Source organism: Microbispora sp. NPDC088329 (assembly GCF_040685655.1).
Classification (GTDB): Bacteria; Actinomycetota; Actinomycetes; order Streptosporangiales; family Streptosporangiaceae; genus Microbispora.
In genome coordinates this window covers 1-24,105 of the sequence record NZ_JBFBIP010000024.1, presented here as the reverse complement: position 1 = coordinate 24,105, position 24,105 = coordinate 1, and the positions used below count along the sequence as shown (strand labels likewise).

24 protein-coding genes and 1 pseudogene are annotated in these 24,105 nt (G+C 71.0%); 11 read left to right on the top strand and 14 right to left on the bottom strand.

Annotated elements, in window-relative coordinates:
* Positions 1-17 precede the first annotated feature (17 nt).
* The 5 genes from AB0O28_RS32780 to AB0O28_RS32760 all read right to left on the bottom strand — a co-directional run bounded on the left by AB0O28_RS32780 (position 18) and on the right by AB0O28_RS32760 (position 5,308).
* Positions 18-1,064, bottom strand: a complete 1,047-nt coding sequence (locus AB0O28_RS32780) for an alpha/beta hydrolase (protein WP_363646445.1) — start codon at positions 1,062-1,064, stop codon at positions 18-20.
* A gap of 112 nt (positions 1,065-1,176) precedes the next feature.
* A complete protein-coding gene (locus AB0O28_RS32775) occupies positions 1,177-2,043 on the bottom strand; it encodes an NAD(P)H-binding protein (protein WP_363646444.1) in 867 nt (288 codons plus the stop codon).
* Positions 2,044-2,071: 28 nt separating this feature from the next.
* Positions 2,072-2,476, bottom strand: coding sequence for a hypothetical protein (locus AB0O28_RS32770; protein ID WP_363646443.1), 405 nt, complete (start codon positions 2,474-2,476; stop codon positions 2,072-2,074).
* A 257-nt stretch (positions 2,477-2,733) separates the two neighbouring features.
* Positions 2,734-3,339 carry a response regulator transcription factor gene (locus AB0O28_RS32765; RefSeq protein ID WP_363646442.1) on the bottom strand — a complete coding sequence of 202 codons (606 nt, stop codon included), beginning with the start codon at positions 3,337-3,339 and terminating at the stop codon, positions 2,734-2,736.
* Between the two features lie 58 nt (positions 3,340-3,397).
* Positions 3,398-5,308: a histidine kinase gene (locus tag AB0O28_RS32760; RefSeq protein WP_363646441.1), complete on the bottom strand. Its 1,911-nt coding sequence runs from the start codon at positions 5,306-5,308 to the stop codon at positions 3,398-3,400.
* Positions 5,309-5,520: 212 nt separating this feature from the next.
* On the opposite strand from AB0O28_RS32760, the gene AB0O28_RS32755 reads away from it, so the two are divergent.
* Entirely contained in the window at positions 5,521-6,141 is a 621-nt protein-coding gene (locus AB0O28_RS32755; RefSeq protein WP_363646440.1) for a DUF1579 family protein, read from the top strand.
* A 50-nt stretch (positions 6,142-6,191) separates the two neighbouring features.
* On the opposite strand, the gene AB0O28_RS32750 is transcribed toward AB0O28_RS32755, so the two are convergent.
* Both AB0O28_RS32750 and AB0O28_RS32745 read right to left on the bottom strand, forming a co-directional pair.
* Entirely contained in the window at positions 6,192-7,316 is a 1,125-nt protein-coding gene (locus AB0O28_RS32750; protein ID WP_363646439.1) for a GNAT family N-acetyltransferase, read from the bottom strand.
* Positions 7,317-7,390: 74 nt separating this feature from the next.
* Entirely contained in the window at positions 7,391-7,636 is a 246-nt protein-coding gene (locus AB0O28_RS32745; RefSeq protein WP_363646438.1) for a DUF2630 family protein, read from the bottom strand.
* 289 nt (positions 7,637-7,925) lie between these two features.
* Here AB0O28_RS32745 and leuA point away from each other — a divergent pair, with 289 nt between their 5' ends.
* Positions 7,926-9,653 (top strand): 2-isopropylmalate synthase, encoded by a 1,728-nt coding sequence (gene leuA / locus AB0O28_RS32740; protein ID WP_363646544.1) that lies wholly within the window; start codon positions 7,926-7,928, stop codon positions 9,651-9,653.
* Between the two features lie 198 nt (positions 9,654-9,851).
* Here the strand turns inward: leuA and AB0O28_RS32735 are convergent, their stop codons facing one another.
* Positions 9,852-10,403 (bottom strand): TetR/AcrR family transcriptional regulator C-terminal domain-containing protein, encoded by a 552-nt coding sequence (locus AB0O28_RS32735; protein ID WP_363646437.1) that lies wholly within the window; start codon positions 10,401-10,403, stop codon positions 9,852-9,854.
* Positions 10,404-10,455: 52 nt separating this feature from the next.
* Between AB0O28_RS32735 and AB0O28_RS32730 the strand changes: the two genes are divergently transcribed.
* The 4 genes from AB0O28_RS32730 (at position 10,456) to AB0O28_RS32715 (ending at position 12,805) form a co-directional block, all read left to right on the top strand.
* The gene (locus AB0O28_RS32730; RefSeq protein WP_363646436.1) at positions 10,456-11,403 is read left to right on the top strand and encodes an alpha/beta hydrolase; all 948 of its coding nucleotides are present in this window, start codon (positions 10,456-10,458) and stop codon (positions 11,401-11,403) included.
* A 277-nt stretch (positions 11,404-11,680) separates the two neighbouring features.
* Positions 11,681-12,043 carry an FUSC family protein gene (locus AB0O28_RS32725; RefSeq protein WP_363646435.1) on the top strand — a complete coding sequence of 121 codons (363 nt, stop codon included), beginning with the start codon at positions 11,681-11,683 and terminating at the stop codon, positions 12,041-12,043.
* On the top strand, positions 11,991-12,254 hold the full coding sequence (locus AB0O28_RS32720) for a hypothetical protein (protein ID WP_363646434.1): 264 nt from the start codon (positions 11,991-11,993) through the stop codon (positions 12,252-12,254). Before AB0O28_RS32725 ends, AB0O28_RS32720 begins: the two co-directional genes overlap by 53 nt.
* An 11-nt stretch (positions 12,255-12,265) precedes the next feature.
* Entirely contained in the window at positions 12,266-12,805 is a 540-nt protein-coding gene (locus AB0O28_RS32715) for a MarR family transcriptional regulator (RefSeq protein ID WP_363646433.1), read from the top strand.
* Positions 12,806-12,952: 147 nt separating this feature from the next.
* On the opposite strand, the gene AB0O28_RS32710 is transcribed toward AB0O28_RS32715, so the two are convergent.
* A complete protein-coding gene (locus AB0O28_RS32710) occupies positions 12,953-13,651 on the bottom strand; it encodes a TetR/AcrR family transcriptional regulator (protein ID WP_363646432.1) in 699 nt (232 codons plus the stop codon).
* A 112-nt stretch (positions 13,652-13,763) separates the two neighbouring features.
* Here AB0O28_RS32710 and AB0O28_RS32705 point away from each other — a divergent pair, with 112 nt between their 5' ends.
* The 4 genes from AB0O28_RS32705 (at position 13,764) to AB0O28_RS32690 (ending at position 16,443) form a co-directional block, all read left to right on the top strand.
* The gene (locus AB0O28_RS32705) at positions 13,764-14,111 is read left to right on the top strand and encodes a YrdB family protein (protein WP_363646431.1); all 348 of its coding nucleotides are present in this window, start codon (positions 13,764-13,766) and stop codon (positions 14,109-14,111) included.
* Positions 14,112-14,121: 10 nt separating this feature from the next.
* Positions 14,122-15,051, top strand: a complete 930-nt coding sequence (locus AB0O28_RS32700) for an NAD-dependent epimerase/dehydratase family protein (protein ID WP_363646430.1) — start codon at positions 14,122-14,124, stop codon at positions 15,049-15,051.
* Positions 15,052-15,206: 155 nt separating this feature from the next.
* Entirely contained in the window at positions 15,207-15,527 is a 321-nt protein-coding gene (locus AB0O28_RS32695; protein ID WP_363646429.1) for a winged helix-turn-helix domain-containing protein, read from the top strand.
* Positions 15,528-15,537: 10 nt separating this feature from the next.
* On the top strand, positions 15,538-16,443 hold the full coding sequence (locus AB0O28_RS32690; protein ID WP_363646428.1) for a Gfo/Idh/MocA family oxidoreductase: 906 nt from the start codon (positions 15,538-15,540) through the stop codon (positions 16,441-16,443).
* 52 nt (positions 16,444-16,495) lie between these two features.
* On the opposite strand, the gene AB0O28_RS32685 is transcribed toward AB0O28_RS32690, so the two are convergent.
* Positions 16,496-17,818, bottom strand: coding sequence for a Glu/Leu/Phe/Val dehydrogenase (locus AB0O28_RS32685; protein WP_363646427.1), 1,323 nt, complete (start codon positions 17,816-17,818; stop codon positions 16,496-16,498).
* Positions 17,819-18,074: 256 nt separating this feature from the next.
* On the opposite strand from AB0O28_RS32685, the gene AB0O28_RS32680 reads away from it, so the two are divergent.
* The gene (locus AB0O28_RS32680) at positions 18,075-19,658 is read left to right on the top strand and encodes an alkaline phosphatase D family protein (protein ID WP_363646426.1); all 1,584 of its coding nucleotides are present in this window, start codon (positions 18,075-18,077) and stop codon (positions 19,656-19,658) included.
* Here the strand turns inward: AB0O28_RS32680 and rocD are convergent.
* The 4 genes and pseudogenes from rocD to AB0O28_RS32660 form a co-directional block, all read right to left on the bottom strand.
* Positions 19,627-20,832, bottom strand: coding sequence for an ornithine--oxo-acid transaminase (rocD, locus tag AB0O28_RS32675; protein WP_363646425.1), 1,206 nt, complete (start codon positions 20,830-20,832; stop codon positions 19,627-19,629). The genes AB0O28_RS32680 and rocD overlap by 32 nt on opposite strands.
* On the bottom strand, positions 20,829-21,683 hold the full coding sequence (gene ddaH / locus AB0O28_RS32670; protein WP_363646424.1) for a dimethylargininase: 855 nt from the start codon (positions 21,681-21,683) through the stop codon (positions 20,829-20,831). The genes rocD and ddaH overlap by 4 nt, the downstream gene beginning before the upstream one ends.
* Before the next feature lie 116 nt (positions 21,684-21,799).
* Positions 21,800-22,240 (bottom strand): Lrp/AsnC family transcriptional regulator, encoded by a 441-nt coding sequence (locus AB0O28_RS32665; RefSeq protein ID WP_363646423.1) that lies wholly within the window; start codon positions 22,238-22,240, stop codon positions 21,800-21,802.
* A 345-nt stretch (positions 22,241-22,585) separates the two neighbouring features.
* A pseudogene (locus tag AB0O28_RS32660) lies at positions 22,586-24,105 on the bottom strand (hypothetical protein); the annotation flags it as partial.

Here is a 24,105-nt window from a genome sequence, read left to right as displayed (position 1 = left end):
TCCGTCGTCTCCGGCGTTCAGCCGTCGCGCCCGGTCTCGATCCGGGCTCGCCGCACGTGGTCGAGTATCACCTTGACGACCAGCTCGGGCCGGTCCCGGTGGATGTGATGCCCCGCATGCTCCGCGACGACGTGCTGGGCGTTCGAGGACAGCCGCACCAGGTCGGCCTGGAGCGGAGACCAGACGGAGTAGAAGCGGCGCTGTTCCGCGAGCGTCTCCACGTCGGTGCCCGGCGGTTCGTCCGGGGTGGAAGAGACGACCGTGAGTGGGGTCGCGCCCAGGCTCGGTGCTCGGCGGCGGACCTGCACGGGGTTGACGGTGATCGCGGCCGCCGCCTCCCGCAGCTCCGCGCGGCGTTGCCGGTCGCTGAGGTCGAAGGCGATCCTGACGGGGAGGAGCTTCGGCGGCAGGCGCCGGGCCTCGGCTTCGCGGCGGACGCGGTCGCTCCACCCGGCGTCGAAGGCCAGGCGCCGAAGTCCCAGCGGCGTAAGGCGCGAGCGCAGCATTTCTCGCGTGATGGCGACTCTCGTCCGGTGCAGCAAGCGGATCTGCTCGGGATGGCTGGAATCGACGAGGACGACCGCCGCCACGGCGTCGGGCCTTTCGGCTGCGAACAGCCGGACGATGTTCCCTCCGGCCGAATGCCCCACCAGAACGTACGGCGGAGCGATTCCCGCCTCGTCCAGCGCGCGCCGCAGGTCGCGGGCGGCTCCCAACGCCGTTCCCGCCCACGGAGACGGATCACTCCACCCGAGTCCGGCCCGGTCGTAGAGCACAACCGACGACTCCACCGCCAGTTCGGGTGACAGCGCGGCCCAGTTCACACCCGGCTCGCCCAGTCCGGGCACGATGACGACGGCCGGCGAGCCCGTGCCCGCGGTCCACAGATGGATCCGGCGGCCGCCGACGTCGACCATCCGTCCAGGGGGAGGAAACCGGCGGCGATCACGCCGGGCTCCGTAGGTCTGGTAGACCGCGCTCATGGAGGCCCCGGCGATCGCGCCCGAAACGAGCCCGGCCAGCGCCTTGACGATGATCCCCCTGCCGCGGATCGAGCGGTTCATCACACTCCACTTGCGCCGGTTCTCCGAATGAACCCCGAAGGAGGGACGGAGCGGCGGTCGCGTCTTGGATCACCTTGACTCCGCTATTCGTACAGCGAGCCCGGCCGCCGAATCAATGACGACCGCACAAGGTGGATGCGTCCTGAGCGATGCGGAAGGCGTCGGCGTGGGCGTTCGCCCATTGCTCGAAGGTGCGGGGTGGGCGTCCGGTCACCTCGCGCACAGTGGGGTGGACTCGCGACTCGTCCAGCGTGCCGTCGGCGAAGAACCGGAAGAACGCGTCGACATACCGCGCGGGCATCCGCGCCTCCATCTCGGCCCGGGCCTCGGCGTCGGTCAGGCCTTCGCAGCGCAGATCCCTGCCTAGCACCCCGGCGAGGACGGCGACCTGGTCGGCGGGCAGCAGCGCCTGCGGACCGGTCACGTCGTGGATCAGGCCGTCGTGCCCGTCGTCCAGCAGCGCCCGGGCCGCGACGGCGGCGATGTCGAAGGGATCGACGGCGGCGGTGCGCACGCCGGCGAACGGCACGCGCACCACGTCGCCGGCCTCGAGCTGAGGGAGCCAGCGCAGGGCGTTGGACATGAACGACCTCGGCCTCAGGACGGTCCAGGGCAGCCCGGATGCCCGCACGGCCCGCTCGGAGAGGGTCATGTAGCGGGAGACGGCGTTGGTCATGTCCTCCAGCGCGGCCGAGCCGCCCGTCAGCAGCACGATCCGCTCCACCCCGGCCCGGCGGGCGCGGGCCAGCAGGCCGGGCATGTCTTCGTAGCCCGGCAGGAGGAACACACGGCGGACACCGTCGAACGCCTCGGTCAGGCTCTCCGGCCGGTCGAGGTCGCCGCCGGCGGGCTCCGCGCCAGGGGGCAGGGCGGCGTCCCCCGGGTTCCGTACGAGCGCCCGCACCCGTTGGCCCGTCCCGAGCAGCGCCTCGACCAGTTCCGAGCCGACGTTCCCGGTCGCGCCGGTCACCAGGATCATTCACATCTCCGTTCGCTCGCAGAGGGGTCTACACGGCCCGGATGAGTCCCGCCGCCAGAGCGATGAGCGCGGCCGCGAGGAGGAGGGCGCCGGTCCGCGTGAGCGCGGTGCCGTACGAGCCCCGGCCCTCCTCGCCGATGCCGAGGTGCAGGAAGAACCCGCCCGACTGGGCAAGCACTCCGGCGAGCAGGGCGGCGCCGCACAGCCATTCCAGGCCGTCGGGGAAGCCCGCGCGGGGCAGGTACAACAGATAGACGAGTGAGAGCACCAGGAGCACACCCGCGTGCGCGTGGCCGGCGCGGAAGAAGCGCTCGCGGAGGGCTCCGAGCCTGTCGCGGTCGGTGGTGACGAAACGCAGCAGCGCGTGCCCGCCGAACTCGACGGTGACGATCGACAGGATCGCGACGATCGGCAGGACTTCGGTGGGTTCCATCAGCGTGCCCCGGCGCCTGCGAGGGCCGCCGCCCGTTGCGGCGTTGGGTTGCCCGTTCTTCCCATGACATCTCCTGCTCACAAGACGGCGCAGCCGCGGCACGCGGCGGACGCCGTTCGGTGGATCTTGGTTCACCGAGATCGTGGCAGGAGGGCGGGTGGAGCCGTTAGTGCCGCAGTAACCCGGCCGATGTGCATTTTGCACAGCTGCCCGTGCTCCGCGGCGGCGCGGTGCCTGGTCGTCGCGGAGCTCCCCGGCTAGATCCAGCCGGATTCGGTGGCGATCCGGATGGCGTCGACCCGGTTGCGGGCCCCCAGCTTGGCGACCGCCGAGGTGAGGTAGTTGCGCACCGTGCCGTAGGTCAGGAAGAGCCGCTCGGCGATCTCGGCGGGCTGCGCGCCCGTGGCCGACATGCGCAGCACCTCCGTCTCGCGCTGGCTGAGCGGGCTTTCCGGCGCTTCCAGCGCGACCAGCGCCAGCGACGGGTCCACCGCTCGTCCCCCCGCCGCGACGGTCCTGATCGCCGCGGCGAGTTCGGCCGGCCGGATGTCCTTCGGAACGAAGCCCGCGACCTGGACGCCCAGCGCCCTGCGCAGGACGCCCGGTTTGGTCAGCGCCGTCAGGATCAGGACGGCGCATCCGGGCAGCGCCCTTCGCAACTCGGCCGCCGCGGCCACGCCGTCCAGCCCCGGCAGGTCGATGTCGATCACGGCCACCTCGGGCCGGTGCTCCAGCGCCGCGGGCACGATCTCCAGGCCGGAGGCCACCCCCGCCACCACCTCGATGTCGTCGTGCAACGACAGCAGCTCGATCAGCGCTTCGCGGAGGATGTGCATGTCCTCCGCGATGAGGACGCGAATCACGCGCATCACCCTCCCGGCTCTCGAACGAATGGCCTCGACCGGCATCGGACGGACAGGATCATGGCAGCGGTCTCACGTCCGAGAGAGCCTGCGTGCCCGAGACCGGAGGGAAACCGCACGGCCCGCCACCGGGTTCGGCCGGTGCGGGGAACTCGGCGAGCACCTCGAAGATCTCACCGGTGCGGTGTCCCGCCGTCACCCGCCCGCCGGTCCGCGCCGCGATGCTGTCGAGCCCGGTGCCGCGCCGTTCCGTCGGCTCCGCTTCCTCCTGTAGGGTTGCGCCGTCGTTGACCAGCCGTAACCGTACGCCGCCCGCCGTGCCCGACACGGTGATCTCGCAGGTGCCGGCCCGACTGTGGCGCAGGACGTTGGTGACGCCTTCTCGCAGCACGGTGGCCAGCGAGGTGTCGAGCGCCGGGGGAAGCGGGCCCGTCTCGACGCGCACCACCGCGTCGATCCCGGCGCTCGCCAGCACCTCGCGGGCGGCGTCGATCTCACTGCTCAACCGCAGCTCGACCCGGTCGCCGGTGATGGAGTCGAGCTCCTCGAGGGCCTGTTCGACCAGTGACCCCAGTGCGGTGATCTGGGTTCTGGCCCTCGCGGGGTCGGTGCCGAGCAGACGTTCGGCGACCTCGCCCTTGAGGGCGACCGCCGACAGGCTGTACCCCAGGATGTCGTGCAGGTCACCGGCGATCCGCAGCCGTTCGCGGCGCACCGCCGCCTCGGCGAGCTCGTGCCGGGTCCGCTCCAGCACGGTGAGTAGTCCGCTCAGCCGCCCGAGGCAGTAGACCAGCCACATGATCATGATGTGGCCGCCGAAGTTGGCCAGTGCGGCGGGGATGTCGTCGATGAACAGGTAATTGCGGTCGATGCGGTGCAGGAACCAGGCGAGGTGGCCGCCCAGGACGACCCCGACGATCACCCAGGAGCGCGGCGGCCGTACGTTGAGCAGCAGTTTGCCGGTGAAGATGCTCAGCAGGCGGTCCCAGGCATCGGGGAAGACGGCCAGGGGTAGCAGGATCAGCAGGCTCTGCGCGACCAGCACAGCCCGCGACTCCGGAAGCACCTGGAGGATCACGATGACGACGAGCAGGACGGCGGCGATGGCGAGGGCCGGCCAGTCGCCGGGGCGAACGTAAAGCAGGTTCTTCAGGACGAGCAGGCATTGGATGACCAGGACCGCGAGCAGCACCCGTCGCGCCGGCCGCGGCGACTCGATCGGCGCCGAGATCTTCTCGAGGGCGTCGACGCGGTAGGCGCCGGCCGTGGCACGCACCTCCGCCATGGTGCGCCGCGCGAGTTCGATCCCTTCCCGGAGGGAGTGCCGCGCCTCGCCCGGCTCCTGCCGGGCCGCTGTCCGCATCCGGAACCCGATCGCCCGGAGTTTCCCGCCGAGCAGGCGCCGCAGCTCTCCGTCCAGCCGCAGCCGTTCCCTCGACAGGGCCGTCCGGGCCAGTTCCTCGCGGGTCTGGTGAAGTCTCGTGACGGCCATGACGAGCCTGGACAGGCCGAAGACGATGAGACCGTCGTCCGCCGTGACGATCATGTAGCCGACGCCCGTCTGAAACTCCAACCCGGGATAGGCGTCGAAGCCGGGGAGGAGGACCAACGCGCCGGACGCGGCCACGCCGAGGACGAACAGCGGCCAGGCGATCCGTGTGGGGAGCGCGCACAGCGCGGCGGCGGCCACGGTCCACGGCATCCAGTCCCAGGACTGCCCGACGAACGGGTACGGCAGGAAGTAGAGCAGCACCACGGCGGCGAACAGCCGGTATCGGGCGGCTGGGCTCCAGCACCACATCGACAGCGCGACGAGCGGCGGATAGGACGCCATCGGGAGCAGCACCCCGAGCAGATCGGCGCCGCCGTCCAGCGCGCTGAACGCACGGATGTAGACGAGGATGCCGAACGAGGCCCACAACATGGCCCTGGCCAGCCGGAGCGGAAGGTCGTCCGCGGTTCGCCCCACTCGCCGGGACCCTCCCGTGAACCGTGCGAAATGCAGATCTAGCCGATGACGGGGACACTATCAGCCCATTTTCCCCGGATGTCATGATCCCGTACGTCCCGCGGCCGGCCCGGTGTACGAGAGCTCGGCCGGTCGCGGTCCGAGATCGCTCACGTCGGCGCGGCCACACCATCTCGCCCGCCGGCCCCTCGCAAGCCCACGGAGAGACACCCATGCTGAAGAAACTGTCCCTGTCCGTCGTCTCGGCCGTGGCCGTACTGGCCCTGACCGGCACGCCGGCCACCGCGACGGCCGCGCGGACCCGGAGCGCATCCGCCGACCCGCTCGAGCCGGGGCCTTTCCACCGCCGGCTCGACCCGCTGGTCGGCACCTGGAAGGCCACCAAGTACAACTATCTTCTCGGCGGCGACGGCAAGCCGGTCGTCTCCCGCGACATCACGGTCAAGACGCGATGGATCGCCAAGACGGGCGGCCGGTTCCTGGAGGAGGAGGCCGAAGGCGTCCTGGGCGGCCACCCCTACTACCGGCTGGGGATCCTCGGCTTCTCCACCATCGACCGGCGCTACGAGTGGACCACCTTCGACAGCGTCACCCCCACCGCGATGACCTACCGCGGCCCCGCCCTCGCCAAGGCCGGCAACGTGCTGTCGCTGCCCGGCACGTTCACCGACCCCGGCGTGCTCGGCCCGGAGTACGCCGGGAAGACCATACCGATGCGCACAGTGATCACCATCAGGTCGGACGACCGGCACACCTTCGACCTGTACTTCACCCCGCCCGGCCGGCCCGAGCGGCTGGTCGACCGCGTCGTCTACACCCGGAAGACCACGTAGGCCCGCAGTGGTTCGCCCCTGCGACGGTCACCGCCGGCCCGCGCCCATGGTCAGATGTCGAGCTGCCACTGATACCAGGTGTCGAACACCTCGAAGCCCATCGCCTCGTTGATCGCCAGCATGTGGGGGTTCGCCACGGAGTTCCACGTGATCACACGCTCCACGGACGGCTCGCAGGCGCGGAACCAGGTGATGTTAGCGAGCTTCAGCACCAGGCCGAGCCGCCGCCCGCGGTGCGGGGCGAGGACCGTGGTGGCGCTCTGGCGCGCCCATCCCTCCGGCCGCTCGGCGTCCACCACGAGCTGGGTGAAGCCCGCCGGCTGTCCGCTGCCCGAGTGCCGGGCGATCATCGTGTACGTCCGCTGGCCCGCCCGTGCGAGCATCTCCTCCCGGGCGCGCACCCGGTCGGCGGTCCACCGCCGGTCCTCCATCGCGAGGTCGCCCAGCGGCTCGTCGTTCATGCCCTCCGACAGGCGGGCCATGTCGCCGAGCAGGTCGTCGGGGGTCGGCCCGGCCCACCGTTCGAGCGAGTAGCCCGTGGCGTGCCGTACGGCGCGGGCCCGGAGGAGTTCGAGGCCGGACCAGTCCGCCGTACGCAGGTCGAGCACCAGCCGGGTCTCGGTGGAGGCGGGGGAGAACCCGCGGGCCTTGGCGAACGCCGTGGCCGGCCCGTCGGCGGAGGCCTCGGCGATCAGCACGCGCCTGCCCTCGCCGCGGGCCTTGGCGAACGCCGTGGCCGGCCCGTCGGCGGAGGCCTCGGCGATCAGCACGCGCCTGCCCTCGCCGCGGGCCCGCCCGATCGCGTGGTCGAGCAGCGCGGCGCCGATCCCCTCACGTCGGCGGCCGGGATGCGTCATCAGCCGGAGCACGGCGAGGTGGGTGTTGTCGTCCTGCGGGAAGTAGAGGATGTAACCACCGGCGACGTCGCCTCCGGCGGTCTGGTCGCCGACGGTCCGGCCGTCGTCGCGCGCCACCCACGTCTCGGCTCGCTCGCCCTCGGAGCCGCCGCGGACGCTCGCCGCGAAGTGCCGCCAGGACATCACGGGACCCGGACGGTCGCAGAATCGTGCGACGGCATGGAGACCGGCCAGAGGGGACCGGGCCGCCGGTCCGGACGGGTCGTCTTCCTCCTGCTCGGCGTCGTTCTCGACGGGGGCGACGCGCATCATCTGCATGCCGACAAGAATTCCGCACGCCCTGTCAGGAATGCGACTGATTTTCACATCGTGGAACGCCGGCGGGCGTGGCTCTACTGGATGTAGTTCTCGACCTCGTTGACGGGGCGTGGGGAGGCGTGGTCGGGGTCCTCGCCCGCGTCGCGCCGGGCGCGGCGCTGGCGCAGCAGGTCCCAGCAGCGGTCGAGCTGTTCTTCCAGCGAGGTGATCCTGTCGTGCTCCTCCTCCGAGGTCAGCTCGCCCGCGACCAGCCGTTCGCGCAGCGAATGCTCCTCGTCGACCAGGTCGCTGATCCGCTTGAGGATCTCGTCGTCCTTCATCTGGCCTCCTTTCGTCACGGCTCACCCTAACCCGGCAAGCGGTCTCGGATTGTGATCGGGTGTCTCGTCCGATAATGGGCGTCTGCTAGTCTGCTTGGCATGCTGCGCGGACTCCTTCTTATCCGCCGCGGCGAGGGCCTGTAAGAGGCCGGCTCCCTCGCCGCGGTGCGAGAGTCATGCGCGTCGGCCGCCCTGGTTCATCCATCGGCGCCCCCTCCTCACGAACGACCGTGACGTGCGTTCGTGTTCTCACTGAGACGACGGGGTCGCCGCGTGTCCGACGAGGAGCATCATGAACACGCAGCAGCCCAGCCCCATGCCGTTCCACCGCTACACGCCGTTCGAGCCTGTACGGCTGACCGACCGCACCTGGCCCGACGAGGTCATCACCAAGGCGCCCCGCTGGTGCGCCGTCGACCTGCGTGACGGCAACCAGGCGCTGATCGACCCGATGGACGCCGACCGCAAGCTGAAGATGTTCGACCTGCTGGTGCGGATGGGCTACAAGGAGATCGAGGTCGGCTTCCCCGCCGCGTCGCAGACCGACTACGACTTCATCCGTAAGATCATCGAGGAGGACCGCATCCCCTCCGACGTGGTCGTCCAGGTGCTGACGCAGGCCCGGCCCGAGCTGATCGAGCGGACCTTCGAGTCGCTGCGCGGCGCACGCCAGGCGATCGTCCACCTGTACAACTCCACCTCGACCCTGCAGCGCCGGGTCGTCTTCGGCCAGGACAAGGACGGCATCACCGCGATCGCCGTCGAGGGCGCCAAGCTGTGCAAGAAGCTGGCGGCCGAGATGGAGGGCACACAAATCTACTTCCAGTACTCGCCCGAGTCCTTCACCGGCACGGAGCTGGAGTACGCCGTCGAGGTCTGCAACGCCGTCAACGACGTGTGGCGGCCCACGCCCGACCGCAAGGTGATCGTCAACCTGCCGGCGACGGTCGAGATGGCCACACCCAACGTGTACGCCGACCAGATCGAGTGGATGCACCGCAACCTGGCGTACCGGGACTCGATCGTGCTGTCGCTGCACCCGCACAACGACCGCGGCACCGCCGTCGCCGCCGCCGAGCTGGGCTACATGGCCGGCGCCGACCGCATCGAGGGCTGCCTGTTCGGCAACGGCGAGCGCACCGGCAACGTCTGCCTGGTCACGCTGGGCATGAACCTGTTCTCCCAAGGCGTCGACCCGGAGATCGACTTCTCGGACATGGACGAGATCCGGCGGGTGGTCGAGCACTGCAACCAGCTGCCCGTGCACCCCCGCCACCCGTGGGGCGGCGAGCTGGTCTACACGGCCTTCTCCGGCTCCCACCAGGACGCCATCAAGAAGGGCCTCGAGCACCTGGAGCGCGACGCGGCCGCCGCAGGCGTGCCGGTCGACGAGTTCACCTGGGCCGTGCCGTACCTGCCGATCGACCCCAAGGACATCGGCCGCACGTACGAGGCCGTGATCCGCGTCAACAGCCAGTCGGGCAAGGGCGGCGTCGCCTACATCATGAAGGCCGACCACCAGCTCGACCTGCCGCGCCGCCTGCAGATCGAGTTCTCCCGCGTCATCCAGGCCCGTACGGACGCCGAGGGCGGCGAGGTCACCGCCGCGGAGATGTGGGAGCTGTTCTCCGACGAGTACCTGCCGAACCCCGCCAGCCCGTGGGGCCGGCTGGGCCTGCTGGCCCACCGGCACACCTCCACCGTGGACGACAAGGACGCGATCAACGCCGACGTGCGGGTCGACGGCCAGATCCGGGAGATCGAGGGCGCGGGCAACGGCCCCATCTCGGCCTTCTGCGACGCGCTGGAGAACATCGGGGTGCCGGTCCGGGTCCTCGACTACACCGAGCACGCGATGAGCGCCGGCGCCGACGCCAGGGCCGCGTCTTACGTGGAGTGCGAGGTCGGCGGACCGGACGGCACGCAGGTCCTGTGGGGCGTCGGCATCGACGCGAACACGACGACCGCCTCGCTCAAGGCCATCATCTCCGCCGTCAACCGCGCCACCCGCGCCTGACCCGACGCCCCCGTGATCTTTCAGTTCGTCGCAGTGATGCCGCATGACCTGCGCCACTGCCCGTGATCTTGTATAAAATCGCAAGAGTATGTTTTGACCAGCCCATAAGGCGGTCGTGATCATGTGAAAGGCGGCAACCGGGAGACCCCCGACTGCCGCCTTTCGCATGTCTCATGAGTGACACGTCGTCCGCCCGCGTCAGGACGACAGAGTTTCCCTGGCGCCAGTGATGATCATTTCGAGCCCGTCGTGGAAGGCGCGGTCCCGGCGCTCTCTGGGCCAGTCGCCGACTCCGGTCTTGCGGGCCTGTTCCTCGATGGTGTAGCCGTTGACGTAGGCCAGGACGGTGTCCACGGCGATGGCGGCCGTGTCGGCGGGGACTCCCGCGGCGATGAGCGCGGCGATGAGACGCCTGAAGGTGGTGACGGCCTCGTCGCCCGGGTGGTGGAAGCCGGATATGAGGCGGGCGCCGTCGCGGTGGGCCAGCATGACCTCGCGCACGCCTGACGCCACCTCGCGCAACAGCTCGTCCCAAGGGGCGTCGGAGAGCGGAACGACGTCGTCCGCCGGGCTGACCAGGTGCGTGACCATGGCGTCCAGCAGGGCCTGCTTGCTGGGGTAGTGCCGATACAGGGCACTCGCTCGCACCCCGAGCCGGCTCGCCAGCAGCCGCATGGTGAGAGCGTCCAGGCCTACTTCGTCGAGCAGCTCGATCGCCGCCTGCAGCACCTCGGCGCGCCGCTGCCCCATCGCGTCCTCCTGGGGTTGACATTCCTTCCCCGCCTACGTGAACAATGTACACGTGAACGTTGTTCACCTATCAACGGAGGATCATGATGACGCCTGTCCTGGGCAAGCGGGCGATGTACATGCTCGTCCCGCCTGCGGGTGCCCGATGAAGGCGCGCGCCGCACACGAAAAGGTTCGCTCGGCCGACGGAACCGTGATCGGCTACCGCCGCAGTGGCCGCGGACCCGGGCTGATCCTCGTACACGGCGGGATGCTGGCGTCGCAGCACTTCACGAAGCTCGCCGCCGCTCTGTCGACCTCGTTCACCGTCCATGTGCCCGACCGGCGCGGGCGTGGGCTGAGCGGCCCTCACGGCACCGGCTTCGGCGTTATGCGGGAGGTCGAAGACCTGCAGGCGCTCGTCGCGGCGACCGGCGCGTCGCAGATCTTCGGCCTGAGCTCGGGCGCGCTCGTCATCCTGCGTACGGCTCTGGTCACGCCCGCTCTTGACCGGATCGCCCTGTACGAGCCTCCATTGTCGATCGACGGCTCGGTGCCGACGGACTGGCTGACGCGCTTCGACCGCGAGATCGCTGCGGGAAGAACGGTGTCCGCGCTGGTCACGGGGATGAAGGGCCTCGACACCGAGTCGTCGTTGTTCACCAGGATCCCCCGCTTCGCCCTTGTGCCGCTCCTGGCGATAGGCGCGCGCCTGCAGGGCGACGGATCCCCCGATGAGGTGCCGGTCGAGGCGCTCATCCCGACGCTGCGATTCGACATGCAGGTGATCAGGGAGATGGCCGACACGATCATGGACTACGCGGCGCTCGATGCGCGGGTGCTGCTCCTCGGCGGCACGAAGAGCGCGGCATATTTGCGCCTCGCACTCCGGAGACTCTCCGAGGTGCTCCCGCACGCGCGAAGCATCGACCTGCCGGGGGTCGGGCATTCGGGGCCGGAGAACGACGGGGCCCCGCTCGTCGTGGCCGAGGTGCTGCATGAATTCTTCGGCGCGCGATGACGGGCGGAGGCCATGGATGGCGGGGCGGGCTCACCCGGCCCCGGTCCGGTCCGGGCGGTGCGGGTGGCCGGACCGCAGGCGGTTTCCAGGGCAAAGGCGCTGGTAGCCCGGCTGCGGGCGTTGCCGGTCGCGACCACTGTGGCGCTCGCCTGGCTGGTGTGCATGGCTCCCGCGCTCGAACGCCTCCTGGCCCGGGTGGAGGCGTCCCTCCCCGCCGTGTCCCGCGGCCGACGCCACGCTGTCGTGGCAACGGGCCCTGCAGCGCGCCCTCGGCAGCGTGGCCGGCCTGCTCGTCTTCACGGTGCTGCTGCCGGTCGGCCGTACGGGCGCGCTCGCCCTGGTCCTGCTCACGCTGGCCCTCCAGTTCTGCACCGAGGCGCTGATGACCCGCAACTACTGGCTGGGCGCGGTGTGCGTGACGCCGATGGCCCTCCTGCTCACCGAGCTGCCCGGTTATCAGCCCGCGTGGGGGCTGATCAGCGACCGCTGGCTGGACACGGCCGTGAGCGTCGCGGCGGGCCTGCTCGGCTGCCTGCTGGTGACCAAACCGCCGAAGCGCCGGGCGGATCGACGCGGCGCTGCGACCCGTGGCCGACGCTCAGGCGGCGGCCCGGCGTCTGCTGGCGCTCGGCACGCGTGAGCCGGGGGAGATCGCGCGGGTGCGCGGCATGCTCGTCGACGCCCTGGTGGAGCTGCGCCGGGCCGCCGACGTCGCGGCCGGCGAGTGGTGGCAGCGGGCGCTGCCGGAGGAGCAGGTCGCCCGGGCCGAGCAGGAGGGCCACCGCCTGCTGGCGAGGCTGGCCGCGCCGGTCCGGGACGATAAGGTCGGCTGCGAACAGACCCAGGGCTGAGGAATCGGGGCGTGGAGCACATCGCCGAGGAGGCGCCGGAGGGCGTCGCAGAGGACGCCGTCGCGCAGGTGATACGGCAGTGGCGGCATGTTCACCCGGACCTGGACACCGCGCCGATCGCCGTGATCGGCCGCCTCACCCGGTGCGTCCTGCTGCTCCAGCAGGCGGGCGACGCGCCTCTGCGGGAGTACGGGCTCACCCGGCCGGAGTTCGATCTCCTCGCCGCGCTGCGCCGGTTGGACCGGGAGCTCACCCCGGGCCGGATCGCCAGAGAGACCTTCGCCTCGGGGGCGGCCGTCACCAAGCGGCTGCGGGTTCTGGAGGAACGCGGGCTGGTGAGCCGCCGCCCCGACGACCGTGATCGGCGGGTCTTCCACCTCGCACTGACCGAGCAGGGCCGCACGCTCACCGACCGGCTCCTGCCGCGGCAGTTGCGTTACGAGAGGGATCTCCTGGCGGCGATAGGCGCCGATCGGCAGCGGGAGCTGGGAGACCTGCTCGGCGAGCTGCTCCTCCTGCTGGAAGGACGCCTCCGCGCCCGCCAGCTTTGACGCGCCGATCGGCGCCGTACGGCGCAGCGCTGTGGCTCAGCGAGCGGGCCGCGATATATGGAGAACTCGCCCCTGACAGCTTCACGCTGGACATGCCTCTGACCGAGTTGGGATTCACGACCTCCGGCGGCCCTCGCCCGGGGACGCCTACTCGGGCAGGCCGAGCAACCGGCCGAGGCAGGTCACGTTGTGGTCGAACAGCTCGGCGCGGTGGGTGATGGTGTTGTTGAACTGGCCGAAGAGCTCGAAGCTGACCATTCCGTACAGGCCCGTCCACGCGACGAGCGCCCGCATGACCACGTCGTCGGGCACGTCCGGCATCAGCGACCGTACGACCTCGGCGTCCTCGGCCAGGACCGCGGGCGGCGGCGGGCAGATCGGGGGAGGGGTGAGCCTGCCCGCCCGGTGGGCGTCGGCGACGATCCGCCCGTACACGGCCGTGTCCCGCACCGCCGGCGCGACGGTGTCCTGCGGAGCGGCGTAGCCCGGCACGGGTGAGCCGTACAGCAGGGCGTACTCGTGAGGATGGGCCAGGGCCCACTCGCGTACGGCGCGGCAGACGGCGAGCCAGCGCCCGGTGAAGTCGTCCTGCGGGCGGGCGGCGTCGGCGCGCTCGACGGCCTCCCCGATCGCGTTGTACCCGTCGATGATCAGCGCGGTCAGCAGGTCGTCGCGGCTGGGGAAGTAGCGATAGATCGCCGAGGAGACCATCCCCATCTCGCGGGCCACCGCCCGCAGGGACAGACCCGGGGCCCCCGCGGTCGCCAGATGGCGCCGGGCGATGTCCGTGATCTCCTTGATCAGTTCCGCTCTCACCCGCTCACGCGCGGTACGGCTCGCGTTCATGCGGCCAGGCTATCAGAGCACCGGTGTTATTAGAGAGCACCGCTCTTGACGAACGCCTCTCCGTTGAGAGAGCATTGCTCTCGTAACGGAACGGCGAACGCAAGGAGTGCCGATGCTCACCGCGGCCAAGGGACTGATCTCCGCACTGATGTTCTTCCTGGAGCTGGGGGTGCTGATCTCGCTGGCCTATTGGGGGTTCACCCGCGAGGCGAACATCATCGTCAAGATCCTCTTGGGGCTCGGCACTCCCGCAGTGTTCGCGACGCTCTGGGGGTTGTTCATGGCGGGCGGCAAGGCGCCGCACCAGCTGCACGGGCTCGCACGGGCGGCCTTCGAGGTCGTGTGGTTCGGGGCGGGGGCGGCCGCGCTGGCGGCCTCCGGGCTCGTCACCGCCGGTGTCGTGTTCGCGGCCGTGTACGTCGTTGACGGCGTGCTGCGGCTGCTGACGGATCAAGTGTGAAGGAGAAGTGATGAGCAGGCATGTGATCGTCGGAGCGGGACAGGTCGGCGGCGGGCTCGCCGAGACGCTGGCGGAGCGGGGGCACGAGGTGACCCTCGTCACCCGCTCGGGCTCGGGGCCGAAGCGCCGGGGAATATCGCCGGTCGCGGCGGACGCGGCCGACGCCGACGCCATGCGGCGGCTCACCGAGGGGGCCGACGCGCTCTACAACTGCGCCAACCCGCGGTATCACCGGTGGCCCCTGGACTGGCCGCCGATCGCGGCCGCGCTGCTGGCCGCCGCGGAGTCGTCCGGAGCCGTCCTGGTGACGCTGGGCAACCTGTACGGGTACGGGCCGGTGGACGGGCCGATGACCGAAGACCTGCCGCTCGCCGCGACGGGCACGAAGGGCAGGGTCCGGGCGCGGATGTGGGAGGAGATGCGGGCCGCCCACGAGGCGGGAAGGGCGCGGGTGACCGAGGTGCGAGGCTCGGACTACTACGGGCCTCGGTCGTCCGACCAGTCCTACCTGGGGCCGCGGCTCCTGGAGCCCCTGTTCGCGGGCAAGCCCGCCACCGTCATCAGTGACCCCGGCATCCCGCACAGCTACACGTACCTGCCCGATGCGGTGCGGGCGCTGGCGGCGGCCGCGGAGGAGGAGCGCGCTTGGGGCCGGGCCTGGCACATCCCGACCGCACCGCCATTCACGGTGCGGGAGTTCGCCGAGAGGGTGTGCGAGGCGGCCGGCCTGCCGGCGCCGCGCCTGCGGCGGCTGCCGGCCTGGATGCTGAAGGCCGGGGGCCTCGCATCGCCGTTCCTGCGTGAGCTGGGGGAGACCCGTTACCAGTTCGACCGGCCGTACGTGCTCGACTCCTCCGCCTCGCAGAAGGTCCTCGGGTTCACGCCGACGCCGGTCGAAGACGGGGTGAAGGAGACGGTGGCGTGGTGGCGGGCACGCTGAGGAGCTCCGGAGCCGGGGAGTGGGCCTGCCCGTGCGGGGCGGTCCACGACCAGGATGAATCATGACATCCAACCCTTGCGCCGGGGATGCCGACTGGCCATGCTGGCTTGAAGATCCTGAGCTCCGTCCGTGGCATCGATGTGACAGGAGTGGCGGTGGAGTTTCGGCTGCTGGGGCCGGTCGAGGTGTCGGTCGGCGAAGTGCCGGTCCCGCTGGGGGGAGTCAAACCGAAGACGCTGCTCGCCGCGCTGCTCCTGGAGCAGGGGCACGTCCTGCCGATGCACCGTCTCATCGACATCCTCTGGCCGGACGAGCCGCCGGAGACCGCCAAGGCGGCGATACAGACCTACGTCAAGACGTTGCGGCAGGCGCTGACCCGGGCCGGGGCGCCGGACGTGATCGTCACCCGCGCGCCCGGCTACCTGGCGCGGATTCCCTGGCCCGCCCGCCGGACCGTGGAGGCGACGCGCCGATAGGCTCCCCGGCATGAGAGTCGGAATCATCGGTTTGGGTGACATCGCGCGGAAGGCGTACCTGCCGGTGCTGGCCGCGACGCCGGGCATCGAGCCGCTGCTGTGCACCCGCGACAGGAAGGCTCTCGACCGGCTCGGGGACGCCTACCGCATCGGCGCCCGCTTCACCTCCCTCGACGACCTCGTCGAGGCGGGGATCGACGCGGCCTTCGTGCACGCGGCCACGGAGGCCCACGTCCCGATCGTGACCGCGCTGCTCGAGGCGGGCGTGCACGTCTATGTGGACAAGCCGCTCGCCTACGACGCCGCCGCCTCCGCCGGGCTCGTACGGCTGGCACGTGAGAGGGACAGGTCGCTGATGGTGGGGTTCAACCGCAGGCACGCCCCCGCGTACGCCGCCCTGCGCGACCTGCCCCGCGACGTGGTCGTGATGCAGAAGAACCGGCGTGACCTGCCCGGCGACCCGCGGACCGTGATCTTCGACGACTTCGTCCACGTGGCGGACACGCTCCGCTTCCTCGCTCCCGGGCCGGTCACCGGCACCGCGATCAGGACCGGGGTGCGGGACGGCCTGCTCGAACACGTGATGCTGACACTCGGCGGCGACGGCTTCACCGCCGTCGGCGTCATGAGCCGCACGAGCGGCGCGGCGGAGGAGACGTGCGAGGTCATGGGCGGCGGAGGGAAGCGCCGCGTGGTCAACCTCGGCGATGTCGTCGACCACGCCGACGGCGAGACCGTCACGAGGCGGGGGGACTGGGTCCCGGCGACCCGGCAGCGCGGCATCGAGCAGATCGTCGCGGAGTTCCTCGCCGCGGTCCGGGAGGGCCGGATCCTCACGGCCGACGACGCCCTGGTGACCCACGGGCTGTGCGAGGACATCGTGCTGGCCGCCACGAACGCGGCGGCGACGGCCTGACCGCCTCCCGGAAGCCGCATATTCCCGGGAGGCGGTCGTCTCAGCCGTCTTTTCAGGGGTACAGGCCGCGCAGCCGGTGGGCCTCGGCCACCCGCCCCACGCCGATCGCGTGGGCGGCCTGGCGGAGCGTGAGGTCGCGCTCCGCGGCCAGGTCCGCGACCGCCCGATAGGCGTTCTCCATCAGGTCGCGGAGCTTCACGTCGACCTCGCCCGCGCTCCACGAGTACGCCTGGGTGTTCTGCACCCACTCCAGGTAGGACACGATGACCCCGCCGGCGTTGGCCAGGATGTCGGGGACCACCGTGACCCCGTTGCCGGCCAGGATCAGGTCGGCCTCGGGCGTGGTGGGCCCGTTGGCGCCCTCCACGACCAGGCGGGCCCGTACGCGCGGGGCGTTGTCCGCCGTGATCACGCCTTCGAGCGCGGCGGGCACCAGCATGTCCACGTCGAGTTCCAGCAGGTCGCCGTGGGAGAGCGGGTCGGCGTCGCGATAGCCGTGGACCGAGCCGGTCTCGGCGGCGTGGGCGCGCAGCGCGGCGACGTCGAGGCCGGAGGACCGGACGACCGCGCCGCCCGCGTCGGAGACGGCCACGACGCGGCAGCCGGCGTCGGCGAGATACTGCGCGGCCAGCGCGCCCACCTTGCCGAAGCCCTGCACCGCCACGGTGGCGCCCTCGGGGGAGCGCGCCCCGCGTGTCCGGGCCAGCGCCTGCAGTGCGGCGATCCGCACCCCGCGCGAGGTCGCGCCCGCGCGGCCCAGCGAGCCGCCGAGCGCGGTGGGCTTGCCGGTCACCACGCCGGGGACGGAATAGCCCGCGTTCGCGCTGTAGGTGTCCATGATCCAGGCCATGGTCTGCTCGTCGGTGCCCACGTCGGGCGCGGGGATGTCCTTCTCCGGGCCGATGAGCGGCAGGATCTCGTTGACGTAGCGCCGGGTGACGCGTTCGAGCTCACGGCCGGTCAGCGTGGCCGGGTCCACCGCGACGCCGCCCTTGGCCCCGCCGTACGGGATGCCGACGAGGGCGCACTTCCACGTCATCCACATGGCGAGGGCGGTGACCTCGGCGAGGTCGGTGGCGGGGTGGAAGCGGATGCCGCCCTTGGCCGGTCCGCGTGACAGGTTGTGCTGTACGCGGTGGCCCTGCACCACCTCCAGGCGGCCGTCCTCACGGCGTACGGGCACCGAGACCGTGAGCGAGCGGCGGGGCGTGGCGAGCATGCGGTGCATGCCGTCGTCGAGGCCGAGGAAGCGGGAGGCCTCGGCGAGCTGGAAACGGGCGGCGGCGAGGGCGCGCTCACCCGGTGAGGGGGCGTGGAGGCCGGGGATCGGAGACCGAACCCCCGACGCCGTTGTCGGGAAGTCCGTGATGGTCATCGCTGTCGTGCTCCTGTCGGAAGAGGGCCGCCCCCCGGACCCCGCGCGCCGTCGACGTTGACGAGCGCGGAAGACGGACCGGAAGGATCGACAAGTGGATCAAACCGTGCACCGGGTGATCGCGATATAGGCCAATAAGGAGATCGCCGGGGAAGATTTCGCCGTTCCGGCGCACAGATGACGCACGGACCGTGAGCGATGGTGGACAGATGGGCACAAGTCGCGCTTTGCCAAGCTTTTGCAGTAGACAGGGGTTGTGCCGGAACTTGTGCTGGGCCCGCTCCTGCGTCACGTGGACGCGGACGCCGCGACCGTCTGGGTGGAGACCTCCGAGCCCTGCACGGTCCGCGTGCGGGCCGGTGACGCCTGCTCCGAGGACCGCACCTTCACGGTCCACGGTCACCACTACGCCCTGCTGGACGTCGGCATCGACGGCCCGGTGGCCTACGAGGTCGAGCTCGACGACCGGCGGGTGTGGCCGGACGAGGGCCTGCCGCCGAGCGTGATCCGGCCGCTCACCCGCCTCGACCGGCTGGTCTTCGGCTCCTGCCGCACCAGCGTGCCCCACGAGGAACCGTACGTGCGCACGCACGGCCCTGACGTCCTGCGGGCGTACGGCCTGCGCCTGATGGAGTCGCCGGACGAGCGGCCCGACCTGATCCTGCTGCTGGGCGACCAGGTGTACGCCGACGAGCTCACCCCGGACATGAAGGAGTTCATCGCCGGGCGCAGGGACGACGGCCCGCAGGAGGTCGTCGACTTCGAGGAGTACGCCGAGCTGTACCGCCAGGCGTGGTCCGATCCTCCGGTCCGCTGGCTGATGGCCACGGTCCCCACCGCGATGATCTTCGACGACCACGACGTCAGGGACGACTGGAACACCTCGAACGTCTGGCGCGAGCAGATGGCCCAGGTGCCCTGGTGGGAGCGGCGCATCGTCTCCGCGCTCGGCTCTTACTACATCTACCAGCACCTGGGCAATCTGCCCCCGGCCGAGCGGGCGGCCGATCCCGTGCTCGCCGCGCTGCGGGCGGGCGGCGGCGACGAGGCGCTCGACACCTTCGCCCGACGGGCCGACCGGGAGCCCGACTCGGTGCGCTGGAGCTACCACAGGGACCTGGGCGGCAGCCGTCTCATCGTGCTGGACAGCCGCAGCGCCCGGGTGCTGGAGCCGGGACGCCGGCGGATGCTCGACCCCGGGGAGTGGGACTGGTTCGACAAGCACGCCACCGGTGACTTCGACCACCTGCTCGTCGGGTCCTCGCTCCCGATCCTGCTGCCCGCCGGGATCCACCACGTCGAGAGCTGGAACGAGGCGGTCTGCGACGGCATCTGGGGCCGCCGGGCGGCGCGGTGGGGCGAGCGGGTGCGGCAGTTTCTCGACCTGGAGCACTGGGGGGCCTTCCGCCGCTCGTTCGAGGAACTCGCGCACGTGGTGCTGGAGGTCGCCTCGGGCCGCCGGGGCAGGCCGCCCGCGACCGTCCTGCTGCTGTCGGGCGACGTCCACTACTCCTACATGGCCTCCGTACGGCGCCGGGGCGGCGGGCGCGTCCACCAGATCGTCTGCTCGCCGATCCGCAACCCACTGAGCCGCACGCTGCGCTTCGCCAATATCGTGGCGTCGTTCGGGCTGGCGGGCGTGCTCGGCGGGGTGCTGGCGAGGGCCGGCGGCCTTCCCCGGGCGCCGTTGCGGTGGCGGATCAGCAAGGGACCCTGGTTCCCCAACATGATGACCGCCATCGACCTGGCGCCCGGGGAGGCCACGGTGACGTGGTTCACCGACACCGGCGATCAGGACGCGGTGCGGATCAGGCCCGAGCCTCCCGCAGCACCGCGCTGAGCTGCTCCAGCGCCCAGTCCAGGTCGTCGGCGGAGACGACGAGGGGCGGCGCGAGGCGGATCGTCGAGCCGTGCGTGTCCTTGACGAGCACGCCGCGGCGCAGGAGCGCCTCGCTGATCTGCCGGCCGGTGCCGAGCAAGGGGTCGATGTCGACGCCCGCCCACAGCCCGCGCCCGCGCACCGCCACCACGCCGGGGCCGAGATCGGCGAGGCGCGCGTGCAGGAACGCCCCGAGCTCGCGGGCCCTGGCCTGGTAATCGCCGGTCTTCAGCAGCCCGATCACCGCCTCACCGACCGCGCATGCCAGCGGGTTGCCGCCGAAGGTGGAACCGTGCTGGCCGGGCCCGATCACGCCCATCACGTCGGCGTTCGCGACGACGGCGGAGACCGGGACCACCCCGCCGCCGAGGGCCTTGCCCAGGACGTACAGGTCGGGGACGACGCGCTCGTGGTCGCAGGCGAACGTCTCCCCGGTGCGGCCGAGGCCCGACTGGATCTCGTCGGCGACGAACAGCACGTTGTTGTCGGTGCAGATCTCCCGGACCGCGGCCAGGTAGCCGTCCGGCGGGACCAGCACGCCGGCCTCGCCCTGGATGGGCTCCAGCAGCACGGCCACCGTGTTCTCGTCGATCGCCTCCCTGACCGCCTCGGCGGAGCCGTACTTCACCAGGCGGAAGCCGGGCGGGAAGGGACCGAAGCCGCCGCGGGCGTCCGGGTCGGTGGAGAAGCCCACGATCGTGGTGGTGCGGCCGTGGAAGTTGTCCTCCATCACGACGATGTTGGCCTCGTCCGGGGCGACGCCCTTGACCTCGTAGCCCCACTTGCGGGCGACCTTGATCGCGGTCTCGACGGCCTCCGCGCCGGTGTTCATCGGCAGGACCATGTCCTTGCCGCACAGCTCGGAAAGGCCGGTCACGAACGCGGCGAACCGGTCGTTGTAGAACGCCCGGCTGGTCAGCGTCAGCCGGTCGAGCTGCTCGCGGGCCGCCGCGAGGATGGCCGGGTTGCCATGGCCGAAGTTCAGCGAGGAGTAGCCGGCCAGGCAGTCGAGATACCGCTTGCCCTCCACGTCGGTGACCCAGGCGCCCTCGGCGGAGTGGATCACCACGGGCAGTGGGTGATAGTTGTGCGCGCTGTGGCTCTCGCCGAGCCTGATGTGCTCCGCGGTCTTCATCGAATCTCCCTGCTCGGCCGGATCTCGAGGGTGCAGCACTTGGGACCGCCGCCGGCCTTGCGCAGCTCGCCGAGGTCGACCGGGACGACCTCGAAGCCACGGCGCTTGAGTTCCAGGATCAGCCCGGTCGCCTCGGCGTTGACGACGACGTTGTGGCCGTCGCTCACCGCGTTGAGGCCGAGCACCTCCGCGTCCGCGGACGTGGCGATCACGGCGTCGGGGAACAGCCGCCGCAGCACCTTCCTGCTGCCCTCGCTGAACGCCTCCGGATAGTACGCCACGTTGCGGCCGTCCAGCGGAAACAGGGCGGTGTCGAGGTGGTAGTACCTCGGGTCGACCAGGCGCAGCGTGACGACCGGCCGGCCGAGGAACTCCTGCGCCTCCATGTGCGCCGCCACGTCGGTGCGGAAGCCCGTCCCGGCCAGGATCATCTCGTCGAGCGTGAGGTAGTCGCCCTCGCCCTCGTTGGTGAAGGACGCCTCCAGTGTCTCGTATCCCCGCTCCGTGAACCACCGCAGGTAGGCCGGGCCCTCGGCGGCGCGCTCCGGATGGGCGAACCTAGCCCCGTAGACGCGTCCGTCGACGACGAGGGCGCCGTTCGCGGCGAACACCATGTCCGGCAGGCCCTCGATCGGATCGATCAGGCTCACGGTGTGGCCCAGGCCTTCGTACGCCTGCCGCAGGCTCTCCCACTGCCGCAACGCCTTCGCGGTGTCGGTCGCCCTCTCGGGGTGCATCCAGGGATTGATGGAATACGAGACCGTGAAGAACTCGGGCCGGCACATCAGGAAATGCCGATCCGTGCCCCTGTGACCACTGTCCGTGGTCTCGGTGGCTGGCGCGAGTGTCATCGTCGACTCCAAGCGGGAAACCGGGTGAACGGGACTTCAGCGTAGGAATCGGAAGGCCACAAACCAATGCGCCCGCGTTGCGATCATGTGAGGATCGGTTGCGTCCTTCGGCCGTTCTACGGCGATTCGTTAATCAGCCTGGACAGCACGATCGAACTCTTGGTGCGCACCACGAACGGCTCGGCCGCCAGGCGCTCGATCACCCGCTCGACGTGCCGTACGTCGGTCGCGCGGATGTGCAGCAGCGCGTCGGCCTCGCCGGTGACCGTGCAGGCGGAGACGACCTCCGGGTTCCGGGACACGGCCATGCCGATCTCTGCGGGGGAGGTCTTGCCCCGGCAGTACAGCTCGACGTACGCCTCGGTGGTCCAGCCGAGGGCCGACGGCTCCACCCGGGCGCTGAAGCCGGTGATCGCGCCGCTGGCGACGAGCCGGTCGACCCGCCTCTTCACGGCCGGAGCCGACAGCCCCACTTGAGCGCCTATTTCGGCGTACGTCGCTCGGGCGTCCTCGACGAGGGCCCGGATGATGGCGCGATCGAGCTCGTCCAACCTCACGTGGACTGTATACAGCCGCCGTGTCCGGCATGCCTCCCGGCCCGGCATGTCACCGCGGTCGAGCCTGTCGGCGGATCCGGTCGATCGAGTGCGGTGAACCCGGCCGGAGTGGCATGAGCACGTGGTGATCACAGGTGCGAACGCTATGCGCTCATCGCCCGTCTCTAGTGGGGTGTCCGCGAACCTTGGCCTGGCCGTTGACTGCGCCGGAAGGAACCTCCGGTCCTCGCGAAGCCCGCTCCGCTGGGCGTAACGCTTCCGGTCCTCGCTCCTTTTCGCTCCGCTCCCTCGATCCCGATGAGCCTTGTGGGCAGCGCATGAGCAGCCCTCTCGTCGCCCTGGTCGTCATGCCCGTACCTTCCGGGCTCGGGTGGGGTGGTGGTAGGTGAAGGTCCAGCGGTCTTTGCCGGTTGTGTGGCGGGTGTAGCGCTCGGGGTGCTGGTAGCGGTCGCGGTTGTGGAACTGGCAGGCCGGGCCGAGGAGCTTCAGGTCGGTCAGGCCGCCGGTGCTCCAGTTGTCGGCGTGGTCGATCTGGCACATGGTGGCGGGCAGGGGGCAGCCGTCGATCCAGCAGGTGGCGTAGCGGGCGAAGACCGCCCGGCGTTGGGCCGGGGTGGCCAGCCTGACTTTTCGGCCCATGTCGAGCACCTGTCCGTCGGCGTTCATGACCAGGCGTACCAGGGCGGAGGTGCGGGCCAGGCGGTGCACGCCGGAGACGGGCAGCACCTGCCCCGTGGCCAGCAGCAGCCCCGGCGCCCTGCCCAGCAACGCCCCCAGCCCTGACCCCGGGTCTGCCCCCGCCCCTTGCCCCGGGCCTGCTCCCGGCCCTGGATCCAGTCCTGGTCCCGGGCCTGCAGCTCGCTCGTCGCGGTGATACTCAGGCGTGCCCAGCCCATGCCGGGATCCCCCCGCGGGCCGAGGCCCGGCGTGGGCGTGACAGGCAGAGCTGTCCCCGGAAGGAGGAGCCGGCGGTTGCCACTCATCCCAGCGCGACCTACCCGACCGTGACTCGCTCTGCTGCGACTCGCTGTATTGGGGCTCGCTCTGTCGTGGCTTGCTCTGCTGGGGCTCGCTCGACCGCGCCTTCTCCGACCGCGTCCCCTCCGGCTGCTTGCTTTCCGGCTTGTTGCTCTTCGCCTGTCCGCATCCGGCGGCGTCACCGAGGCCAGCACCGGCGCCGGGGGCGACCGCATCCGTCCCTTCGGCCTCGCCGGGCGCACCAAGCGCGGGCTCGACCGCCTCGGCAGGACCGACGGACTCGACTGGCTTGATGAGCTCGGAAGCGGCCGACTCAGAAACGGCGGGCCCGGGCTCTGCAGCCTCGGTAGTCTCCGTGCGATCGCACAGGTCATCGCCCCGGCCGGCAGCGTCAACGACGTCAACGCCGCATGCGTCATCCGCGCCACTCCCGTCGTCCGCGTCAGCGGCGTCGTCCACATCGCCAGGGGCGTCGGTGTCCTGCCTGTCGCGGCCATCCCGGCTGCCATGACCGTCTCGGACATCCCCGGTGTCTTCGACGCAGCCGGTCTCCCCGGCCTTCCTCGCGTTCCGGCCGCCCTCGGCGCCCAGGACGTTGTCGGCGTCTGCGGTGGCTTCGGTCTCCTGGGTGGCCGGCCGGGTGTCGTGCTCGGGGTTCTCGGTGTCCTCGATGTCACCGCTGTCGGTGTCGGTGGTGCTGGTGTCACCGTTGTCGGCGTCGGTTTCGGTGGGGTCCTCGGGGTGGTTGGCGTCGTCGTCCTGGTCGTCCTGGTCGCCCTGGTCGGGGACGGTGTCGGGGACGGGATCGTCGACCGGGTCAGGGGCGGTGTCGGTGGCCGGGTCGGTGGGGAGGGACTCGGCGTTGACCAGCACCAGAAGCTCGGCGA

What these genes read in the sequence shown, in the direction of transcription:
- AB0O28_RS32780 (WP_363646445.1), bottom strand. Translation starts at nt 1,064, where the DNA reads ATGAACCGCTCGATCCGCGGCAGGGGGATCATCGTCAAGGCGCTGGCC.
- AB0O28_RS32775 (WP_363646444.1), bottom strand. Translation starts at nt 2,043, where the DNA reads ATGATCCTGGTGACCGGCGCGACCGGGAACGTCGGCTCGGAACTGGTC.
- AB0O28_RS32770 (WP_363646443.1), bottom strand. Translation starts at nt 2,476, where the DNA reads ATGGAACCCACCGAAGTCCTGCCGATCGTCGCGATCCTGTCGATCGTC.
- AB0O28_RS32755 (WP_363646440.1), top strand. Translation starts at nt 5,521, where the DNA reads ATGCTGAAGAAACTGTCCCTGTCCGTCGTCTCGGCCGTGGCCGTACTG.
- AB0O28_RS32750 (WP_363646439.1), bottom strand. Translation starts at nt 7,316, where the DNA reads ATGCAGATGATGCGCGTCGCCCCCGTCGAGAACGACGCCGAGCAGGAG.
- AB0O28_RS32745 (WP_363646438.1), bottom strand. Translation starts at nt 7,636, where the DNA reads ATGAAGGACGACGAGATCCTCAAGCGGATCAGCGACCTGGTCGACGAG.
- AB0O28_RS32735 (WP_363646437.1), bottom strand. Translation starts at nt 10,403, where the DNA reads ATGGGGCAGCGGCGCGCCGAGGTGCTGCAGGCGGCGATCGAGCTGCTC.
- AB0O28_RS32710 (WP_363646432.1), bottom strand. Translation starts at nt 13,651, where the DNA reads ATGAACGCGAGCCGTACCGCGCGTGAGCGGGTGAGAGCGGAACTGATC.
- AB0O28_RS32705 (WP_363646431.1), top strand. Translation starts at nt 13,764, where the DNA reads ATGCTCACCGCGGCCAAGGGACTGATCTCCGCACTGATGTTCTTCCTG.
- AB0O28_RS32700 (WP_363646430.1), top strand. Translation starts at nt 14,122, where the DNA reads ATGAGCAGGCATGTGATCGTCGGAGCGGGACAGGTCGGCGGCGGGCTC.
- AB0O28_RS32690 (WP_363646428.1), top strand. Translation starts at nt 15,538, where the DNA reads ATGAGAGTCGGAATCATCGGTTTGGGTGACATCGCGCGGAAGGCGTAC.
- AB0O28_RS32685 (WP_363646427.1), bottom strand. Translation starts at nt 17,818, where the DNA reads ATGACCATCACGGACTTCCCGACAACGGCGTCGGGGGTTCGGTCTCCG.
- rocD (WP_363646425.1), bottom strand. Translation starts at nt 20,832, where the DNA reads ATGAAGACCGCGGAGCACATCAGGCTCGGCGAGAGCCACAGCGCGCAC.
- ddaH (WP_363646424.1), bottom strand. Translation starts at nt 21,683, where the DNA reads ATGACACTCGCGCCAGCCACCGAGACCACGGACAGTGGTCACAGGGGC.